General features: G+C 63.2%; 18 protein-coding genes and 1 tRNA gene. 14 read left to right on the top strand and 5 right to left on the bottom strand.

The window, feature by feature from the left end; genetic code table 11:
- Window positions 1–60 precede the first annotated feature (60 nt).
- From NKH13_RS02540 to NKH13_RS02530, 3 genes are all read left to right on the top strand, one after another.
- Entirely contained in the window at window positions 61–1,461 is a 1,401-nt protein-coding gene (locus tag NKH13_RS02540) for a lipopolysaccharide biosynthesis protein (RefSeq protein ID WP_352910788.1), read from the top strand.
- Window positions 1,461–2,741, top strand: a complete 1,281-nt coding sequence (locus NKH13_RS02535) for a GNAT family N-acetyltransferase (RefSeq protein ID WP_352910418.1) — start codon at window positions 1,461–1,463, stop codon at window positions 2,739–2,741. Before NKH13_RS02540 ends, NKH13_RS02535 begins: the two co-directional genes overlap by 1 nt.
- Before the next feature lie 424 nt (window positions 2,742–3,165).
- Window positions 3,166–3,774: a hypothetical protein gene (locus NKH13_RS02530; protein WP_352910416.1), complete on the top strand. Its 609-nt coding sequence runs from the start codon at window positions 3,166–3,168 to the stop codon at window positions 3,772–3,774.
- Window positions 3,775–3,881: 107 nt separating this feature from the next.
- On the opposite strand, the gene NKH13_RS02525 is transcribed toward NKH13_RS02530, so the two are convergent.
- A tRNA-Leu gene (locus NKH13_RS02525) sits at window positions 3,882–3,966 on the bottom strand.
- 272 nt (window positions 3,967–4,238) lie between these two features.
- Here NKH13_RS02525 and NKH13_RS02520 point away from each other — a divergent pair.
- Window positions 4,239–4,826, top strand: a complete 588-nt coding sequence (locus NKH13_RS02520; RefSeq protein ID WP_023677958.1) for a YqaA family protein — start codon at window positions 4,239–4,241, stop codon at window positions 4,824–4,826.
- Between the two features lie 29 nt (window positions 4,827–4,855).
- Entirely contained in the window at window positions 4,856–5,374 is a 519-nt protein-coding gene (locus NKH13_RS02515; protein WP_352910413.1) for a disulfide bond formation protein B, read from the top strand.
- A 162-nt stretch (window positions 5,375–5,536) separates the two neighbouring features.
- Here NKH13_RS02515 and NKH13_RS02510 read toward each other — a convergent pair whose 3' ends face one another.
- Entirely contained in the window at window positions 5,537–6,094 is a 558-nt protein-coding gene (locus NKH13_RS02510) for an HNH endonuclease (protein WP_023677956.1), read from the bottom strand.
- A gap of 129 nt (window positions 6,095–6,223) precedes the next feature.
- The gene (locus NKH13_RS02505) at window positions 6,224–6,865 is read right to left on the bottom strand and encodes a DNA-3-methyladenine glycosylase family protein (RefSeq protein WP_352910411.1); all 642 of its coding nucleotides are present in this window, start codon (window positions 6,863–6,865) and stop codon (window positions 6,224–6,226) included.
- 122 nt (window positions 6,866–6,987) lie between these two features.
- Here NKH13_RS02505 and gluQRS point away from each other — a divergent pair, with 122 nt between their 5' ends.
- On the top strand, window positions 6,988–7,863 hold the full coding sequence (gene gluQRS, locus NKH13_RS02500; RefSeq protein ID WP_352910408.1) for a tRNA glutamyl-Q(34) synthetase GluQRS: 876 nt from the start codon (window positions 6,988–6,990) through the stop codon (window positions 7,861–7,863).
- Window positions 7,864–8,014: 151 nt separating this feature from the next.
- Window positions 8,015–8,905 (top strand): DMT family transporter, encoded by an 891-nt coding sequence (locus tag NKH13_RS02495; protein WP_352910405.1) that lies wholly within the window; start codon window positions 8,015–8,017, stop codon window positions 8,903–8,905.
- On the opposite strand, the gene NKH13_RS02490 is transcribed toward NKH13_RS02495, so the two are convergent.
- Complete coding sequence (locus tag NKH13_RS02490) at window positions 8,872–9,726, bottom strand: YihY/virulence factor BrkB family protein (protein ID WP_292656768.1); 855 nt, start codon at window positions 9,724–9,726, stop codon at window positions 8,872–8,874. The two genes, NKH13_RS02495 and NKH13_RS02490, sit on opposite strands and share 34 nt — an antisense overlap.
- A gap of 57 nt (window positions 9,727–9,783) precedes the next feature.
- Here NKH13_RS02490 and NKH13_RS02485 point away from each other — a divergent pair, with 57 nt between their 5' ends.
- From NKH13_RS02485 to NKH13_RS02455, 7 genes are all read left to right on the top strand, one after another.
- Window positions 9,784–10,650, top strand: a complete 867-nt coding sequence (locus NKH13_RS02485; protein ID WP_352910402.1) for an SDR family oxidoreductase — start codon at window positions 9,784–9,786, stop codon at window positions 10,648–10,650.
- 23 nt (window positions 10,651–10,673) lie between these two features.
- A complete protein-coding gene (locus NKH13_RS02480) occupies window positions 10,674–10,865 on the top strand; it encodes a twin transmembrane helix small protein (protein WP_023677950.1) in 192 nt (63 codons plus the stop codon).
- 29 nt (window positions 10,866–10,894) lie between these two features.
- Complete coding sequence (locus NKH13_RS02475) at window positions 10,895–11,476, top strand: cob(I)yrinic acid a,c-diamide adenosyltransferase (RefSeq protein WP_352910401.1); 582 nt, start codon at window positions 10,895–10,897, stop codon at window positions 11,474–11,476.
- Window positions 11,477–11,501: 25 nt separating this feature from the next.
- Window positions 11,502–12,305, top strand: coding sequence for a rhomboid family intramembrane serine protease (locus tag NKH13_RS02470; protein WP_352910400.1), 804 nt, complete (start codon window positions 11,502–11,504; stop codon window positions 12,303–12,305).
- A 207-nt stretch (window positions 12,306–12,512) separates the two neighbouring features.
- Window positions 12,513–13,262, top strand: a complete 750-nt coding sequence (locus NKH13_RS02465; RefSeq protein WP_352910396.1) for an electron transfer flavoprotein subunit beta/FixA family protein — start codon at window positions 12,513–12,515, stop codon at window positions 13,260–13,262.
- A 19-nt stretch (window positions 13,263–13,281) separates the two neighbouring features.
- Complete coding sequence (locus tag NKH13_RS02460) at window positions 13,282–14,211, top strand: electron transfer flavoprotein subunit alpha/FixB family protein (protein WP_352910393.1); 930 nt, start codon at window positions 13,282–13,284, stop codon at window positions 14,209–14,211.
- A 114-nt stretch (window positions 14,212–14,325) separates the two neighbouring features.
- Window positions 14,326–15,204 (top strand): 3-hydroxybutyryl-CoA dehydrogenase, encoded by an 879-nt coding sequence (locus NKH13_RS02455; protein ID WP_023721073.1) that lies wholly within the window; start codon window positions 14,326–14,328, stop codon window positions 15,202–15,204.
- A gap of 9 nt (window positions 15,205–15,213) precedes the next feature.
- Here the strand turns inward: NKH13_RS02455 and NKH13_RS02450 are convergent, their stop codons facing one another.
- On the bottom strand, window positions 15,214–15,852 hold the full coding sequence (locus tag NKH13_RS02450) for an NrsF family protein (protein ID WP_352910390.1): 639 nt from the start codon (window positions 15,850–15,852) through the stop codon (window positions 15,214–15,216).

Genomic DNA, 15,852 nt, shown 5'->3' with positions numbered 1-15,852 from the left:
TTAATGTGTTTTCGTTAGACGCATAGCCAGAAAAGAGGCGGAAAACGGAGTGTGATCGGGGTGCGTTTTTCCGCGGCGACGACAGCCGGGCGGTACCTGCCGCAGCGCCTTGCGCTGCGCATCAGGCCGCTGCTTGGCCTGATCGATGCCGTGCTGTTCAGCGCCGGCGCGCGGGGCGAGGCCGGCCGCATGTCGCTGATCGCCTTTTCGGTCCGCATCGTCAGCGCCGTCATCGCCTTCGTCAGCCAGGTCCTGATGGCGCGCTGGATGGGGTCGTTCGAATACGGCATTTTCGTGCTTGTCTGGGTGACTATGGTCATCGTCGGCAATCTCGCCTGCCTCGGTTTCCACACCTCGATCATCCGCTTCATCCCCGAATATCGCGAGCGCGGCATGATGGCCGAATTGCGCGGCATCGTGCAGGCCAGCCGGCTGTTCGTGCTGATTGCCTCGACGGTGATCGCCGGCCTCGGCGCGCTCGGCGTCTGGCTGCTGTCGGCCTATATCGAAAACTATTACGACGTGCCGTTCATCCTTGGCATCATCTGCCTGCCGATGATCGCCATGTCCGACCTTCTGCAAGGGCTGGCGCGGGCCAATTCCTGGGCGCTGTTTGCGCTGTCGCCGACATTCCTGGTGCGGCCGCTGCTGATCCTGGCGTTCATGGCGCTGATGCTGCTGGCGGGCTACGCGCCCGACGCCAAAACGGCGATCTTCGCCGCCATCGCCGCCACCTATGCCACCACGCTCGGCCAGCTCATCGGCGTCACCTCGCGCATCGACAAAAGGATCCCGGCCGGGCCGATGAAGCTGCATTTCGGCCAATGGTTCATCGTCTCGCTGCCGATCTTCCTGGTCGAGAGCTTCTTCTTCCTGCTCACCAATGCCGACGTGCTGATGGTCGGCGCCTATCTCGATCCCAACGACGTCGCCGTCTATTTCGCCACCGTCAAGACGCTGGCGCTGGTGCATTTCGTCTATTTCGCCGTCAAGGCCGGCGTTGCCCAGCGCTATGCGCAGTTCACTCATGGCGAGCCGCAAAAGCTCGCCGCCTTCGCCCGCGAAACCGTGTCGTGGACCTTCTGGCCGTCGCTGGCGATGGCGCTGCTGGTGCTGGCGCTGGGCGAGCCGATGCTGACCCTGTTCGGCTCGGAATTTTCCGCCGGCTATCCGCTGCTGTTCCTGCTGGTGTTCGGCGTCGTCGCGCGGGCCGCCGTCGGCCCTTGCGAAAGCCTGCTCACCATGAGCGGCAACCAGAACATCTGCGCCGCTGTCTATGCCATGACGCTGGCCTTCAACATCGCGCTCAGCGTCGTGCTGATCCCGCTTTTCGGCCTATGGGGCGCGGCGATGGCCACCGTCTTCGCCATGATCTTCGAGGCCGGCGCGCTGTCATTTACGGTCTGGCGCAAGCTCGGTATCGCCATGGCCATTTTCGTGCCCGCCAAAGGAGCCGCCTGATGGCTGCCGTCCCCTTGCTCGAGGAAACCAGCGGCGGCCCGGCCGGCGCCATGGTGTCCGGCCTTGCCGGACTTGCCCGCGAAGCCGATCCCGCCCATGTCGAGATCCTCGCCAACAACCGGCCCGAGCGCAAGCTTGCCATCTATCCGGCCTCCGCCGGCTTCGACCTGGTCGAGGAGCTCGACTATCTCTGCACCCGCACGATCGAGCCCAACGTCTTCTTCAATCCGCGCTTCCTGGCGCCGGCCATGCCGAGGCTCGAGGACCGCGAGGTGCGGCTGGCGGTCATCCGCGACGGCGACCAGTATCGCAACCGGCTGCGCCTGCTGGTGCCGTTGTCGGTCGAGCGGCCGATGGTGCCGCTCGGGGTTCCCGTCATGCGCACCTGGTCGAGCCCGTTCGGCCCGATCGGCACGCCGCTGATCGACCGCGACGATCCGATCGGCGTGATCGAGGATTTCTTCTCGATGCTGTCGAGGCCGCATCTCAAACTGCCGAAGGTCTTCGTGCTGCCCGACATAAGGCTGGACGGCCCGGTTGCGAGCCTGCTCACCAGCGTCGCCGAAACGCGCGGCCTGACGCTGGTCACCACCGGCAAGGCCGAGCGCCCGGTGCTCGAAAGCGAACTCGACGGCGAGGAGTATCTGAAAGCTTCGCTGCGCGCCCACCATTATCGCGAGTTCCGCCGCCTGAAGCGCCGTCTCGCCGACCTCGGCCGGCTGGAGCATGTCGTGGCGCGCGGGCCCGACGAGATCCGCCACGCCATCGAAAATTTCCTGACGCTGGAGGCTGCCGGCTGGAAAGGCCGCGAACGCACTGCCATGGCCATCGACCGCTACCGCGCCGCCTTCGCCCGCGAGGCGGTGCACCGGCTGGCCGAGCAGGACCTCTGCCGCATCCATTCGCTGACGCTCGACGGCCGCACCATCGCCTGCCTGGTCGTCTTCGTCGAGGCCGGCGTCGCCTACACCTGGAAGACCGCCTATGACGAGACGCTCGCCCCCTATTCGCCGGGCACGCTGCTGATGATCGAGGTGACCAGGCAGCATCTCGACGACCCCAACATCATGATGACCGATTCCTGCGCGGTGCCCGACCATCCGGTGATGAGCCGGCTGTGGAGCGAACGCAAGCCGATGGGCACGCTGGTGATCGGGCTGACGCCGGACGCCGACCGCCCCGCCCGCCAGGCGGCCTCGCAGCTTCACCTCTACCGCGAGACCCGCAACATGGCGCGCCTGCTGCGCAACCGGATGAGGAGCCTGCTGCGCCGGCGCTAGTGCATCGGGCCTAGGGATGCGACCGGATCGGCCGTTGGTCCGGTCCGCACCATGGGCTATTGCATATGGAGTCCCCTCATCCGGCCGCTTCGCGGCCACCTTCTCCCCAGCTGGGGAGAAGAGGCGGACGCCAGCGCTGGCGATCTCCTCGTCTCCCCTCGGGGAGAGGTCGGATTGCCCCGAATTGCCCTTCGCAATTCGGTTGGCAATCTGGGTGAGGGGGTACTTGCCCCTATGCGACTGCCCTGGTCTCCGCACCATCGGTCCGCTTGGGCCTAGGTCGTCAGGGTTAATTCTCCCGATCAGCGGAAAAGATTAGCATCGACGCAGTCCCAACCGGGATGAGGCGATCAATTTCGGCCGCGCGTCCAGCATCACTGCCGCCTCGGTCCTGCACGGCCAGAAAAAAATCTGGGAGGAATGCATGACGAAAACAACTCACCTCAGGCGTCTCGGTATCCTCACATTGGCAGGTCTCGTTGGCGCGTGTCTGAACGCCGCCGCGCCTCGGGCCGCCGAACCCGACAAGGCCGAGATCGATGCCCTGCGTAAATCGCTGTCCAGGTATGAAGACTACAAGGTTGCCATTCGCGAGCTTTATCTATCGACGGTTGGATGCGTCTTCTACAGCGGCGAAAAGGTAGAGGGAGCGATGGACTACCCGAAGGGCGCGATGGGGATCCATTTCGTCAACGTCACGACTATCGGCCCGACTGCGGATCCGACGCGTCCCAATGTGCTGATCTATGAGCCGGTCGGCGGCGAATTGCGCCTGGTCGGCGCGGAATGGCTCGTGCCCTTGACGCCGGACACCAAGGAGCCGCCGAAGCTCTTCGGACAGACATTCCAGGGGCCGATGGAGGGGCATTATCCGCTCATCCCGAAGGAGTTCCACCACTACGACCTTCACGCCTGGCTGTTCAAGGACAACCCGCTCGGAATGTTCAGTCCGACGAACCCGGACGTGAAATGCGACAACTATGCGTTTCCGATGCCGGAGCAGCCGACCAAGATGGTGCCGGGGCCGATGTGATAGCGACCTCCGTTACAGTCTGGGTTGTCGAAAGCGCTCGGGGCCTCAGTTATCCCAGGGGGCTCCTGGGATAACGACCAAACCGAGCTCTCTCGACGGATGGGAAATGGTGCCCCTAGCCGGGATCGAACCAGCACTCCTTGCGGAACTCGATTTTGAGTCGAGCGCGTCTACCAATTCCGCCATAGGGGCTCAGGCCGGGCGGCCTGGATGGGCGCGGACTATACGGTTGGAGGCCTGTTCGTCAACGGCCAATTCCCGAGATCCGGTCTCGCTCAAGCCTCAGCCTTTCGATTTCGTGAAGCAGCTGCCATTGTGCAGCGCGGAAAATCTTTCTAGACAGGCGGCGCATGTCATTGAAGCGCACCTTGTCCGACGAGGTTGATCGGGGCGCTTCCAAGTCTTGTTTGTACATGTCGTGATCCCAAGACCGCTACTGGTTTGGGCGTGCATTAGGAGTGCCGATGCTTCGCGGACTTTACGACTGGACCTTGTCGCTGGCGGCGAGCAAATCCGCCGAATGGTGGCTGGCCTTCATCGCCTTCGTCGAGAGCTCGGTGTTCCTGGTGCCGGCCGACGTCCTCTATCTGCCGATGGCGCTGTCGCGACCGGATCGCGCTTACCGTTATGCGCTGGTTGCCACCGTCGCCTCGGTGCTGGGCGGCATCGCCGGCTGGTTCATCGGCCATTATGCCTATGATGCGGTGGCGCGGCCGATCCTCGAATTTTATGGCAAATATGACGAGTTCGAGGCGATGCGCGTCTCGTCGGGTGTCGGCTTCATCATCCTGATGCTGGTCACCTCCGGCCTCGCCCATCTACCGCCGATCAAGGTGGTGACGATCCTGTCCGGCGTCATCGGCGTTCCTTTGCTACTTTTCATCGTGCTGGCAATTGTTGCCCGCGGAGCCCGCTTCCTGTTTCTCGCGTGGCTGTTGCGCCGCTATGGCGAGCCGATCCGCCACTTCATCGAAAAGCGCCTTGGCCAGATTGCGGGCGCCGCCGCCGCTGCCCTGATTTTGCTCTATATCGTCGTCAAATACGCCGTCTGAACGGAATCGAACCGAATGGACTGAGTCCAATGACAGCGACCGTGAATGCCGATACCGGACGCCAGCGGCTGCGCACCGCCCTGTTTCTCGCTGTCGCCATGGCCGCCACGGTCGGCTCGGCGCTGGCCTTTCAGTATGTTGGCGGCTACATCCCCTGCAAGCTCTGCCTCGAGCAGCGCACTCCTTACTACGTCGGCGTGCCCTTGATGCTGCTGGCGGTGCTTGCGTCGGCTCTTCACGCGCCAGCCTGGATAAGCCGTGGCCTGCTGGCCATTGGCGGCCTGCTGATGCTCTACGGCGTCTATCTCGGCGTTTATCACTCCGGCGTCGAATGGGCGTGGTGGCCGGGCCCGACCGATTGCACCGCAGCCGCCGGGCCGGTGGACACCGGCGGCAAGGGCGTGCTCGACGCGCTCGACAAATTCGTCCCGCCCTCCTGCGACAAGGCGGCGCTCCGCATCCTCGGCCTGTCCTTGGCCGGCTGGAACGCCATCGCTAGCTTTGTCCTGGCGGTCGTAGCGTTCCGCAGCGCCTTCGCCCGCGATTGAGCGGTTCGCCCTATGGGCGGACGCAAGATCATTCAAGAATTCGGCAGGCTGAGTCGTATGACGTGATTGTCGAGAACCGAAGCGGAGCGGACATTGGTCCGTGAGCATCGGAAGCGCGGACAATCGCTTCAGACGGCTAGCCTCGCGAATTGTCGGATGATCTCAAGGTTCGAGTTCGACATCCCAGTAGAGATAATCCATCCAGCTTTCGTGCAGATGGTTGGGCGGGAACAGCCGGCCGTTATTATGCAAATCATGCACCGTCGGCTGGTAGGGCTTCTGCAGCGGCCACATCTTGGCGTGGGCCGGCATCATGCCGCCCTTCCTCAGATTGCAGGGCGAGCAGGCAGCGACGACATTCTCCCAGGTCGTGGCGCCGCCGCGATGGCGAGGAATGACATGGTCGAACGTCAGATCGTCCGGCGTGCCGCAATATTGGCACTGGAAACGGTCACGCAGGAAGACGTTGAAACGAGTAAACGCCGGATGCCTCGACGGCTTCACGTAAGCCTTCAGGCTGACGACGCTCGGCAGCTTCATCGAAAAGGTCGGTGAAGAGACGGCGTGTTCGTATTCGGCGACGATGTTCACCCTCTCGAGGAACACCGCTTTGATGGCATCCTGCCAGGACCAGAGCGACAGGGGGTAATAGCTGAGCGGACGGTAATCCGCGTTCAGCACCAGCGCTGGAAGCCCATCCGGAGATACGGCAACCGTCACGTCGTTGACCTCCTTCACCCTAGAACCGGTCGACGCGGATACTGTAAGCCCGACATGACAGGGATGTGAAGCGGATTGTCGATCATGCCGGGTCTCAGAAACGCATGATTTCAATGCTTTTTTGCGGATTCAGGCCGGAGGCGCGGCATCCCTGCCCTTCAATTCGCGATAATAAGCCCAGAAAAGCCGCGATGCGACACCGCGCCACGGGCTCCATGATTCGGCAAGCCGGATCAGCATTTTCTCCGGCGGACGCGGGTCGATGCCGAGCGCATGGCCGACCGCGCTCTGCAACGCAACGTCGCGCGCCGGAAAGATATCTGGGTGTCCGGCGGCAAACAAAAGGTAGACTTCAGCCGTCCACGGGCCGATGCCCGGCACCTTGGTCATGGCTGCGATCGCCTCCGTTGCATCGAGTTGGCAGAGATGATCGAGGTCGAGCCCGTCGGCCACCGCCTGGGCGACGGCAATCAGGCCGCGCTGCTTGGGCCGCGACAGCCCGGCCTCGCGAAAGATCGCCTCATCGGCGGCAAGGATCGCCTGCGGCGTCAGCGGATCGAGCAGTTTCGTCAGCCGGCCGAAGATGGCATCGGCAGTCGCGCGGGACACTTGTTGTGAAACGACGATCGAAGCAAGGCTCCTGAACCCCGGCTCCGACAGCCTGAGCGGCACCTCGCCGGCCATGCCGCGCACCTTGTCCAGGCGCGGATCAAGCAGGCACAGCGCGTCCAGGCCTTCTACAATGTCGTCAAGGTTGGCGATGCGTTGCATGTCTGCTTGTTCCAAAATCAAATGTGCCGCACGCTTCGTCACGCGTCCCTCTGGACGCGCGACGCTGCCGGCGCAAAGTAGCAATTGGCGAAAGCGCCGCACAACCCGATTGCCGCCGGACAATGACACTGCTGACATTCCGCTTCGCGCCGAGCCCGAACGGCGAACTGCATCTCGGCCATGCCTATTCGGCGCTGCTCAATCAGAAAATGGCAAAGGCCACGGGCGGACGCCTGCTGCTGCGCATCGAGGATATCGACACGACGCGCTGCACGCTGGAATTCGAGGCAGGCATTTTTCGCGACCTGAAATGGCTGGGGCTTGGCTGGGAGGAGCCGGTGCGCCGCCAGTCCGAGCATTTTGCCGAATATCGGGCGATGCTCGAGCGGCTGATCGAAGCGGAGCTTGTCTATCCGGCCTTCATGAGCAGAAGTGAGATCCGCGCCTTTATCGCCGACAGCGAAAAGCGCGGCCGCGACTGGCCCCGCGACCCGGACGGCGTGCCGCTCTATCCCGCCGCCGACAAGGCGTTGACGGCGAGCGAACGCAAGCGGCGCATCGCCGAAAATGTGCCATTTGCCTGGCGGCTGGACGTCGATGCTGCAATAGCGCGCGCCGGCAAGGACCTGTCATGGGCCGAATACACGGACGAGACGCTCTCCGCGACGCGTCGTGTCGAAGCCCATCCGCAGGATTGGGGCGACGTGGTCGTGGCGCGCCGCGAAATCCCGACCAGCTATCATCTCGCCGTCACCATGGACGACGCGCTGCAGGGCGTCAGCCATGTCGTGCGCGGCCAGGACCTTTATTCCGCGACAAGCGTGCAGCGGCTGCTTCAGCAACTGCTTGGGCTGCCGCAGCCGGCCTATTTTCACCATCGCCTGATCCTCGGCCCGGATGGACGAAAACTGTCGAAGAGCCTTGGCGATACCGGCCTTGCCGCCCAGCGCGAGGCGGGCGCATCGCCCGCCGATGTCAAGCGGCTGGTTGGTCTCTAGACTAGACCGGTGAGCTGACGGCCATCAACGGCGCTCCTTCAATTCAAATGACTCTATGGATCAACCGTTTGGTTTTGCTTGCCGGCCCGAACGGCATTAAGCAGTCGCCGCAGTCGATCCCTCACCCGAATTCACCGTGGCCCCCGGAAAAATGCACAGCCTCAAGCGGTTTATCCCCGCCTCTTTTGTCGTCCTGTGGGCGACCGGCTTCATCGGCGCGCGCTATGCCATGCCGTGGGCGGAGCCTTTTACTTTCCTGGCTGCGCGCTTTGTCCTGGCCGCAATCCTGCTTGTCGCTTTGATGGCCGCGCTTGGTTCGAGCCGCGCCACCCGAGACGAGGCGCTGCACGCGGCCGGCGCCGGCATCCTGATGCATGGGGTCTATCTCGGCGGCGTGTTCTGGGCCATCCACCGGGGCATGCCCGCCGGGCTTTCAGCCTTGATCGTCGGCCTGCAGCCGCTGATCACGGCGGTGCTCGCCGGCCGGCTTCTGGGCGAGGCCATCCTGCCGCGCCACTGGGCCGGTCTCGGCCTAGGGTTGATCGGCGTGGTGATCGTGCTTTGGCCGAAGCTCGGCGCGCTCGGCGGCGGCGTGACGGCCGAGACGCTGGTCGCCTCATTTGTCTCCGTACTCGGCATGAGCGCCGGCACGATCTGGCAGAAGCGTTTCGCCTCCGGCGGCGATCTGGTGGCTGCCACGTTCTGGCAATATGTCGGCGGCGCATCGGTGATGGCTCTGGCCTCGCTCGCCTTCGAGACCCGAACGGTCATCGTCAATGGCGAACTGATCTTTGCTATGGCCTGGCTCGTGCTGGTGCTATCGATCGGCGCCATCTTCCTGTTGATGGTGATGATCCGCGACGGCGAGATGTCGAAGGTCGCCTCGCTGTTTTACCTCGTGCCGGCCGTCACCGCGGTCATCGCCTGGGCATTGTTCGGTGAGCAATTGAGTCCGCTCCAGATCGGCGGCATGGCGATCGCGACGCTCGGCGTCGGGCTGGCGACGGCTCAGCCGCCGACGCGGGCACGTGCCTCTAAATAGCGGCTGATCGCGGCGTTGAGCTCGCCACCGAGGATGAAGATCGCCGAGACTATATAGAGGAAGACGACGGCGATCATGATCGAGGCGAGGCCGGCATAGGTCGTCACATAGGACGAGAAATGATCGAGATAGGCGGCGAAGATGGTCGACCCGATGAGCCAGCCGACCAGAGTGAAGATGATGCCAGGCACGATCGAAACGAAGCGGCGCTTGCCGGCCGGCAACCAGAAATGCACGGCGAACAGACCGCCGATGATGACGACCGAGGCGATGACGTAACGCCACAGCGTGATCGTGCCCATATAGGGTTTTATCCATTCGAAATGCGACTCGGCCAGCCGTGCCAGCAATGGCGCGAAGACCAGCAGCACGCTGATGGCCAAAAACCCGGCCGTCGCGATCAGCACGAAGATGATGCTCTGCACCCGCCGGTAGATGATGCCGCGCGTTTCCGAGACACGATAGGCCCGGTTGAGCGAGGTGCGCAGCGCCTCGATGCCGTTCGAGGCGAAGTATCCGGCAAGCACGATACCGTAGGTCAACAGGTCGCTGCGCCGGACGGTAAGCACGTTGAGCACTTCGCGCGCGATCGGTTTGGCGATCTGCTCGGGCCATGTGTCGAACACAAGGTGCACGGCGGTGTCGGCGAAAGCCTGCGCGCCGAAAAAACTCGCCAGCGTCGTGGCGAAGATCAGGAAAGGAAAAAGCGCCATAAGCGCGGTGATCGCCAGATGGCTGGCCATCGCCCAGCCGTCGTCGGTATTGAAATGGCCGAGCGCGTCGTAAAGGACGCGTTTGAGGGCTACGATCTTCCGCAACAAGAACCGCGTTCCCTTCGATTGTCCCGACGCCGCGAATATGGGAAGGGTTTGCGGTAAATGACAACCCTAGGTCAAACCACCAGTCCTCCCGGAGAAGAGTTGCGCACCATCATTGTCACAGGTGCCTCTTCCGGTATAGGCGCCTATTGCGCCCATGCTCTTAAGAAGGAAGGCTGGCGGGTGTTCGCAACGGCCCGAAAGCCCGAGGATATCGCCGCGCTCGAGGCCGACGGCATCGAGGCCTTTTATCTGGACTACACCGAGCCCGGATCGATCGAGGCGCTGGTGGCGTCGGTGCTGGAACGGACCAGCGGCCGGCTCGATGCGCTCTTCAACAACGGCGCCTACGGACAGCCCGGCGCCGTCGAGGATCTGCCGGTCGAGGCTTTACGGCAGCAGTTCGAGGCCAATGTCTTTGGCTGGCATGATCTCACTCGCCGTGTCGTACCGGTGATGCGCCGCCAGGGCCATGGCCGTCTCGTTCATTGCTCGTCGATCCTCGGCCTTGCGCCGCTGCCTTTTCGCGGCGCCTACTCGGCATCGAAGCACGCCGTCGAAGGATTGATGCTAAGCCTGCATCAGGAACTCCTCGGCAGCGGCATCCATGTTTCGCTGATCGAGCCGGGAGCGGTGAAATCGAAGATCGCCACCAACAGCCTCCCCTGGTTCCTGGCAAATATCGATCACGAGAATTCCGTTCATCGCCTCGCCTATGCGGCGCAACTTAAACGGCTGCGGGCCGGCGGCAGCACATCGCGGCTGAAGCCCGGGCCGGAGGTGGTTTATGCCGCCTTGCACCATGCGCTTCTGTCGCGGCGCCCGCGCCCGCATTATGTGGTAACAGTGCCGGCCAGGATCGGCGCGATCCTTAAACGCATCCTGCCGTCATCGGTACTCTACCGTCTGCTCGCCAAACGCGCCTGAACGCAATCCAACTGGAACACACCATGGCAACCGTCTTCAACATCCTCGCCGTTCTCGTCATGGTCGCCGTGGTGATCGTGCTGATCCGCGGCCTCATCAACATGATGCGCGGCGGCTCCAGCATGACCTCCAACAAGCTGATGCAGACGCGCGTGCTGTTGCAGTTCGTGGCCTTGGTGCTGATCATGCTGGCGGTGTATTTCACCCGTAAGTGACGCAGCAGCCACCAGCCGGGAGGTAACCCGTGGTCAAGCTCAACAAGATCTACACCCGCACCGGCGACGATGGCACCACCGGCCTCGGCTCTGGTGAGCGGCGGCTGAAATCCGACCTTCGCATCGACGCCTACGGCACCGTCGACGAGGCCAATGCCTGCATCGGCATGGCTCGCATCCATACAGCGGCAGTAAATCCGGCGATCGATGCGATGCTTGGCCGCATCCAGAACGATCTTTTCGATCTCGGCGCCGATCTGGCAGTCCCCGATAATGGCAGGCCGCTCGACTACGAGCCGCTGCGGATCATCGCCTCGCAGACCGACCGCATCGAACAGGACATCGACCTCCTCAACAAGGACCTTGAGCCGCTCAAATCCTTCGTGCTCAACGGCGGCACGCCGGCAGCGGCTGCGCTTCACCTCGCCCGCACGGTGGCCCGCCGCGCCGAGCGCATCATGGTTGCGCTGTCGCAAGCTCCAGACGAGCACGTCAACCGCGAGGCGATAAGATACATCAACCGTGTCTCGGACTTTCTGTTCGTCGCCGCACGCGCGGTCAATGACAATGGAAATGCCGACGTGCTATGGGTTCCCGGCAAGAACCGCTGAATCCGCCGGAAGCGGGAGAGGCCCGATGTTCATCCCGCTTTACGACACCAACCGGCTACGGCACATCAAGCTGCAATATGTGACGATCAGCCTGATCGCCCTCAATGTGCTGATCTACTTTGTCACCACACTGGGCGGCGAGGATTTCGCCAACGCCGCGGTGCTGGGCCTCGGTTTCATCCCGTCGGTTGTGCATGACAGCGTCGAGCTCGCTCCGCAATTTGTCGTCATTCCGGAAAGCCTGAGTTATCTGACCTATTCCTTCCTGCACGCGGATATCTTCCACCTCGGCGGCAACATGCTGTTCCTGTGGGTGTTCGGCGACAATGTCGAGGATGCACTCGGCCATGTCCGCTACCTCGTCTTCTACCTGCTTTGCGCCATCGCCGGCGCTTTCTTCCAGGGTCTGGTTGCCTGGGATTCGCCGGTGCCGCTGATCGGCGCGTCGGGCGCCATCGCCGGTGTGGTCGCCGCCTATCTGATCCTTTATCCGCGGGTGAAGGTATGGGTGCTGGTCTTCGCCCGCATCCCGTTGCGCATCCCGGCCTTCATCCCGCTCATCCTGTGGATCCTGTTCCAAATCTTCATGTTCGCGCAGGGTGGCGAGGATCAGGTTTCCTGGGCCTGCCATATCGGCGGCATCATCGCCGGAGCCGTGCTGGTGCTTGTCTTGCGCAGCCGCGGCGTGCCGCTGCTCGCCGCTGCGGATGAAGAGGCTGTGGTGGTCGCCGGCCAAGTGCCCGTTGCCGTAGAGCCGGCGCCAAGCGAACCACAACCTGCGCAGCCGGCGCCGCGCTGGGGCCGGGGGACCGTTTCCGGTCCGGACTGAACCGATTTGAGTGCTTCGCCGAGGATCCGAGTGCGCCCGGATATTGACGCGCGGGGTCGCCGCAACTACGGAAGCGCCACCCTACTGGCGTGGCGAAGACCAGAATTCCGTCCGGAATGTCGGCTTTCGACAACTCTGAAGAGGTGCACGCTGCTATAGCGCGCCCGATGAGCGTGAAGAGACTATCGTGAAAGAGGTGACAGGCAAATGAAGATCCTTGTGCCCGTGAAGCGGGTTGTGGATGCGAACGTCAAGGTCCGGGTGAAGGCGGACGGTTCGGCGGTGGAACTCGCCAACGTCAAGATGGCGATGAACCCGTTCGACGAGATCGCGGTGGAAGAGGCGATCCGGCTGAAGGAGGCTGGCAAGGCCGAAGAGATCATCGTCGTGTCGATCGGGCCGCAGCAGGCACAGGAGACCTTGCGCACCGCGCTCGCCATGGGCGCCGACCGCGCCATCCTGGTCAAGACCGACGAGCAGACCGAGCCGCTGGGCGTCGCCAAGGTGCTGAAGGGCGTCGTAGAGGCAGAACAGCCCGGCCTGGTCATTCTCGGCAAGCAGGCGATCGACGACGATTCCAACCAGACCGGCCAGATGCTGGCCGCACTTCTCGGCTGGGCGCAGGGCACCTTCGCCTCCAAGATCGTGCTCGACGGTGACAAGGCCACGGTGACGCGCGAGGTCGATGGCGGCCTGCAGACGCTGGAACTGAAGATGCCGGCAATCGTCACGGCCGATTTGCGGCTGAACCAGCCGCGCTACGCGTCGCTGCCCAACATTATGAAGGCCAAGAAGAAGCCGCTCGACGAGAAGAGCCCTGCCGACTACGGCGCCGACGTCAAGCCGCGGCTGAGGGTGATCAAGACCGAGGAGCCGGGCGGCCGCAAGGCGGGCGTCAAGGTCAAGAGCGTCGCCGAACTGGTGGACAAGCTGAAAAACGAAGCCGGCGTGCTGTAAGGCCAGGAAGGGATAAAAAATGACAATTCTTCTGATTGCCGAACACGACAACGCGACGCTTTCCGACCAGACCGCCAAGGCGCTTTCGGCGGCGCTGCAGATCGGTTCGGACGTGCATGTGCTGGTTGCCGGCAAAGGTGCCAAGCCGGCAGCGGACGCCGCCGCCAAGCTCAAGGGCGTCACCAAGGTGCTGCTCGCCGACGCTGACGAACTGACCGAGCGTCTCGCCGAGCCGCTGGCGGCACTCGTCATTTCGCTTGCTGAGCCATACGAGACGATCATCGCGCCGGCGACCTCGTCGGGCAAGAACGTCGCGCCCCGCGTGGCGGCGCTGCTCGATGTCGCCCAGATATCGGAAATCATCGAAGTCGTGTCGCCCGACACCTTCAAGCGGCCGATCTATGCCGGCAACGCCATCCAGACGGTGCAGTCGAGTGACGCCAAGAAGGTCATCACAGTGCGCACTGCTTCCTTCCAGGCAGCACCCGAGGGCGGTTCCGCGCCGGTCGAGACGGTCCAGGCGGCGGCCAATCCCGGCCTGTCGAGCTTTGTCGAGAACAAGCTCTCTGAGACCGACCGTCCAGAGCTGACCTCGGCCAGGATCATCATCTCGGGCGGCCGTGCGCTGGGCTCCTCCGAGAAGTTCCAGGAGGTCATTCTGCCGGTCGCCGACAAGCTCGGTGCGGCGGTTGGCGCATCTCGCGCCGCCGTCGATGCCGGCTATGCGCCGAACGACTGGCAGGTCGGCCAGACCGGCAAGGTGGTAGCGCCCGACCTTTACATCGCCGTCGGCATCTCCGGCGCCATCCAGCACCTTGCCGGCATGAAGGATTCGAAGGTGATCGTTGCCATCAACAAGGACGAGGAAGCGCCGATCTTCCAGGTCGCCGACTACGGCCTTGTCGGTGACCTCTTCGTCATTCTGCCGGAACTGCAAAAGGCGCTTTGACGCCTTCTGCCAAAGCGTATTAAATTCTGAGGGGTGGGGTAGACGAAGTCGCCCCGCCCTTTTAGTTTGCACTGCACAAAAAACGGGCCGCAAAGGCCTCGACGGGATCGGGTAATGAGCAAGATCGAGACGATCGGCATCATCGGCGCGGGCCAGATGGGTGGCGGCATCGCCCACGTGTCGGCGTTGGCGGGCTATAAGGTGCTGGTTTACGATATTTCGCCCGACCGCATCGAAAAGGGCATTGCTACCGTCAGCGGCAACATGGCCCGTCAGGTCGGCTCCGGCAAACTCGAGGAAAAGCTGCGCAATGAGGCGATGGCGCGCATTTCGGCGGCACCGGCCATGGCCGACCTTGCGGGCGCCGACCTGGTGATCGAAGCAGCGACAGAGGACGAGACGGTCAAGCGCAAGATCTATGCCCAGCTCTGCCCGCAGCTCAACCCCGAGGCCATCCTGGCGACAAACACGTCATCGATCTCGATCACGCGGCTGGCTTCGCAGACCGACCGCCCTGAACGCTTCATCGGGATACATTTCATGAATCCCGTTCCGGTGATGAAGCTGGTCGAACTGGTGCGCGGCATCGCCACCGAGGACCAGACTTTCGAGGCGGCAAAAACCTATGTGAAGCAGCTCGACAAGACGATCACCGTCTCGGAGGATTTCCCGGCGTTCATCGTCAACCGCATCCTGCTGCCGATGATCAACGAAGCGATCTACACACTCTATGAAGGTGTCGGCTCGGTCGACGCCATCGACACCGCCATGAAGCTCGGCGCCAACCATCCGATGGGGCCGCTGCAGCTTGCCGATTTCATCGGGCTGGATACCTGCCTGTCGATCATGCAGGTGCTGCATGACGGCCTGTCGGATTCAAAATACCGCCCCTGCCCGCTGCTGGTCAAATATGTCGAGGCTGGTTGGCTCGGCCGCAAGACCGGACGCGGCTTCTACGACTATCGCGGCGAGCATCCCGTTCCGACACGCTGATCGCCACTGCTACCAGCGCACGAAAAGCCGCCCGCCGAGCGCCCCCAACACGCCAAGGATGGCGATCGCGATCGTATACCAGGTGCCGACGAAAAGCGGCGAATCGTCGAAGCAATGCGCGGCATAGAAGGTCGCCGACAGCCCGCCGGCAAGAAGGCCCGCCGCAGCACCGGCAAGCACCGGCCGTGTCGGCGCGCCATGACGCAGCACCGCGAGAAAGACGGCAAGCGGGCCGATGCCGATCAGCGGAATGAAGGTCAGGCAGATTACCATGTTCGTCCCGACCAGGCGCGTGCCCCAGTCGGACGCAGGCACGACGAGGAGTTCGAGAATCACGGCCACAATCACCAGCAGCGGCGCGGCGATCATCCAGCTCGCCGCCCGGCCAGTCGATGCACCGGGCATCGACAGCGCACGCACCAGGGCAAAGGCGCTGGCGGCAAGAGCGATCGTGAAGACGAATTTGGACAGGAACCGCATCGTGTGCATGGCGATCGCAATGTCGGGGCGCGGGCCGATCGTCAGCCAGAAAACCGCGGCCGCGATCACGATGGCCGCGCTGGCGGCAAGCCACCAGGCGGCGCCTAGCGGCAGCGCCTCGCTGCGGGCATCGGCGTCGAGCGCCTTGATGAGATCTTCGGTCCTCAT

It is taken from the genome of Mesorhizobium sp. M1348 (genome assembly GCF_040317925.1).
Taxonomy (GTDB): domain Bacteria; phylum Pseudomonadota; class Alphaproteobacteria; order Rhizobiales; family Rhizobiaceae; genus Mesorhizobium.
This window is presented reverse-complemented; position numbering and strand designations above follow the sequence as displayed.

What these genes read in the sequence shown, in the direction of transcription:
- gluQRS (WP_352910408.1), top strand. Translation starts at nt 6,988, where the DNA reads ATGACACTGCTGACATTCCGCTTCGCGCCGAGCCCGAACGGCGAACTG.
- NKH13_RS02485 (WP_352910402.1), top strand. Translation starts at nt 9,784, where the DNA reads ATGACAACCCTAGGTCAAACCACCAGTCCTCCCGGAGAAGAGTTGCGC.
- NKH13_RS02450 (WP_352910390.1), bottom strand. Translation starts at nt 15,852, where the DNA reads ATGAGGACCGAAGATCTCATCAAGGCGCTCGACGCCGATGCCCGCAGC.
- NKH13_RS02480 (WP_023677950.1), top strand. Translation starts at nt 10,674, where the DNA reads ATGGCAACCGTCTTCAACATCCTCGCCGTTCTCGTCATGGTCGCCGTG.
- NKH13_RS02495 (WP_352910405.1), top strand. Translation starts at nt 8,015, where the DNA reads ATGCACAGCCTCAAGCGGTTTATCCCCGCCTCTTTTGTCGTCCTGTGG.
- NKH13_RS02455 (WP_023721073.1), top strand. Translation starts at nt 14,326, where the DNA reads ATGAGCAAGATCGAGACGATCGGCATCATCGGCGCGGGCCAGATGGGT.
- NKH13_RS02515 (WP_352910413.1), top strand. Translation starts at nt 4,856, where the DNA reads ATGACAGCGACCGTGAATGCCGATACCGGACGCCAGCGGCTGCGCACC.
- NKH13_RS02465 (WP_352910396.1), top strand. Translation starts at nt 12,513, where the DNA reads ATGAAGATCCTTGTGCCCGTGAAGCGGGTTGTGGATGCGAACGTCAAG.
- NKH13_RS02460 (WP_352910393.1), top strand. Translation starts at nt 13,282, where the DNA reads ATGACAATTCTTCTGATTGCCGAACACGACAACGCGACGCTTTCCGAC.
- NKH13_RS02470 (WP_352910400.1), top strand. Translation starts at nt 11,502, where the DNA reads ATGTTCATCCCGCTTTACGACACCAACCGGCTACGGCACATCAAGCTG.
- NKH13_RS02520 (WP_023677958.1), top strand. Translation starts at nt 4,239, where the DNA reads ATGCTTCGCGGACTTTACGACTGGACCTTGTCGCTGGCGGCGAGCAAA.
- NKH13_RS02535 (WP_352910418.1), top strand. Translation starts at nt 1,461, where the DNA reads ATGGCTGCCGTCCCCTTGCTCGAGGAAACCAGCGGCGGCCCGGCCGGC.
- NKH13_RS02530 (WP_352910416.1), top strand. Translation starts at nt 3,166, where the DNA reads ATGACGAAAACAACTCACCTCAGGCGTCTCGGTATCCTCACATTGGCA.
- NKH13_RS02505 (WP_352910411.1), bottom strand. Translation starts at nt 6,865, where the DNA reads ATGCAACGCATCGCCAACCTTGACGACATTGTAGAAGGCCTGGACGCG.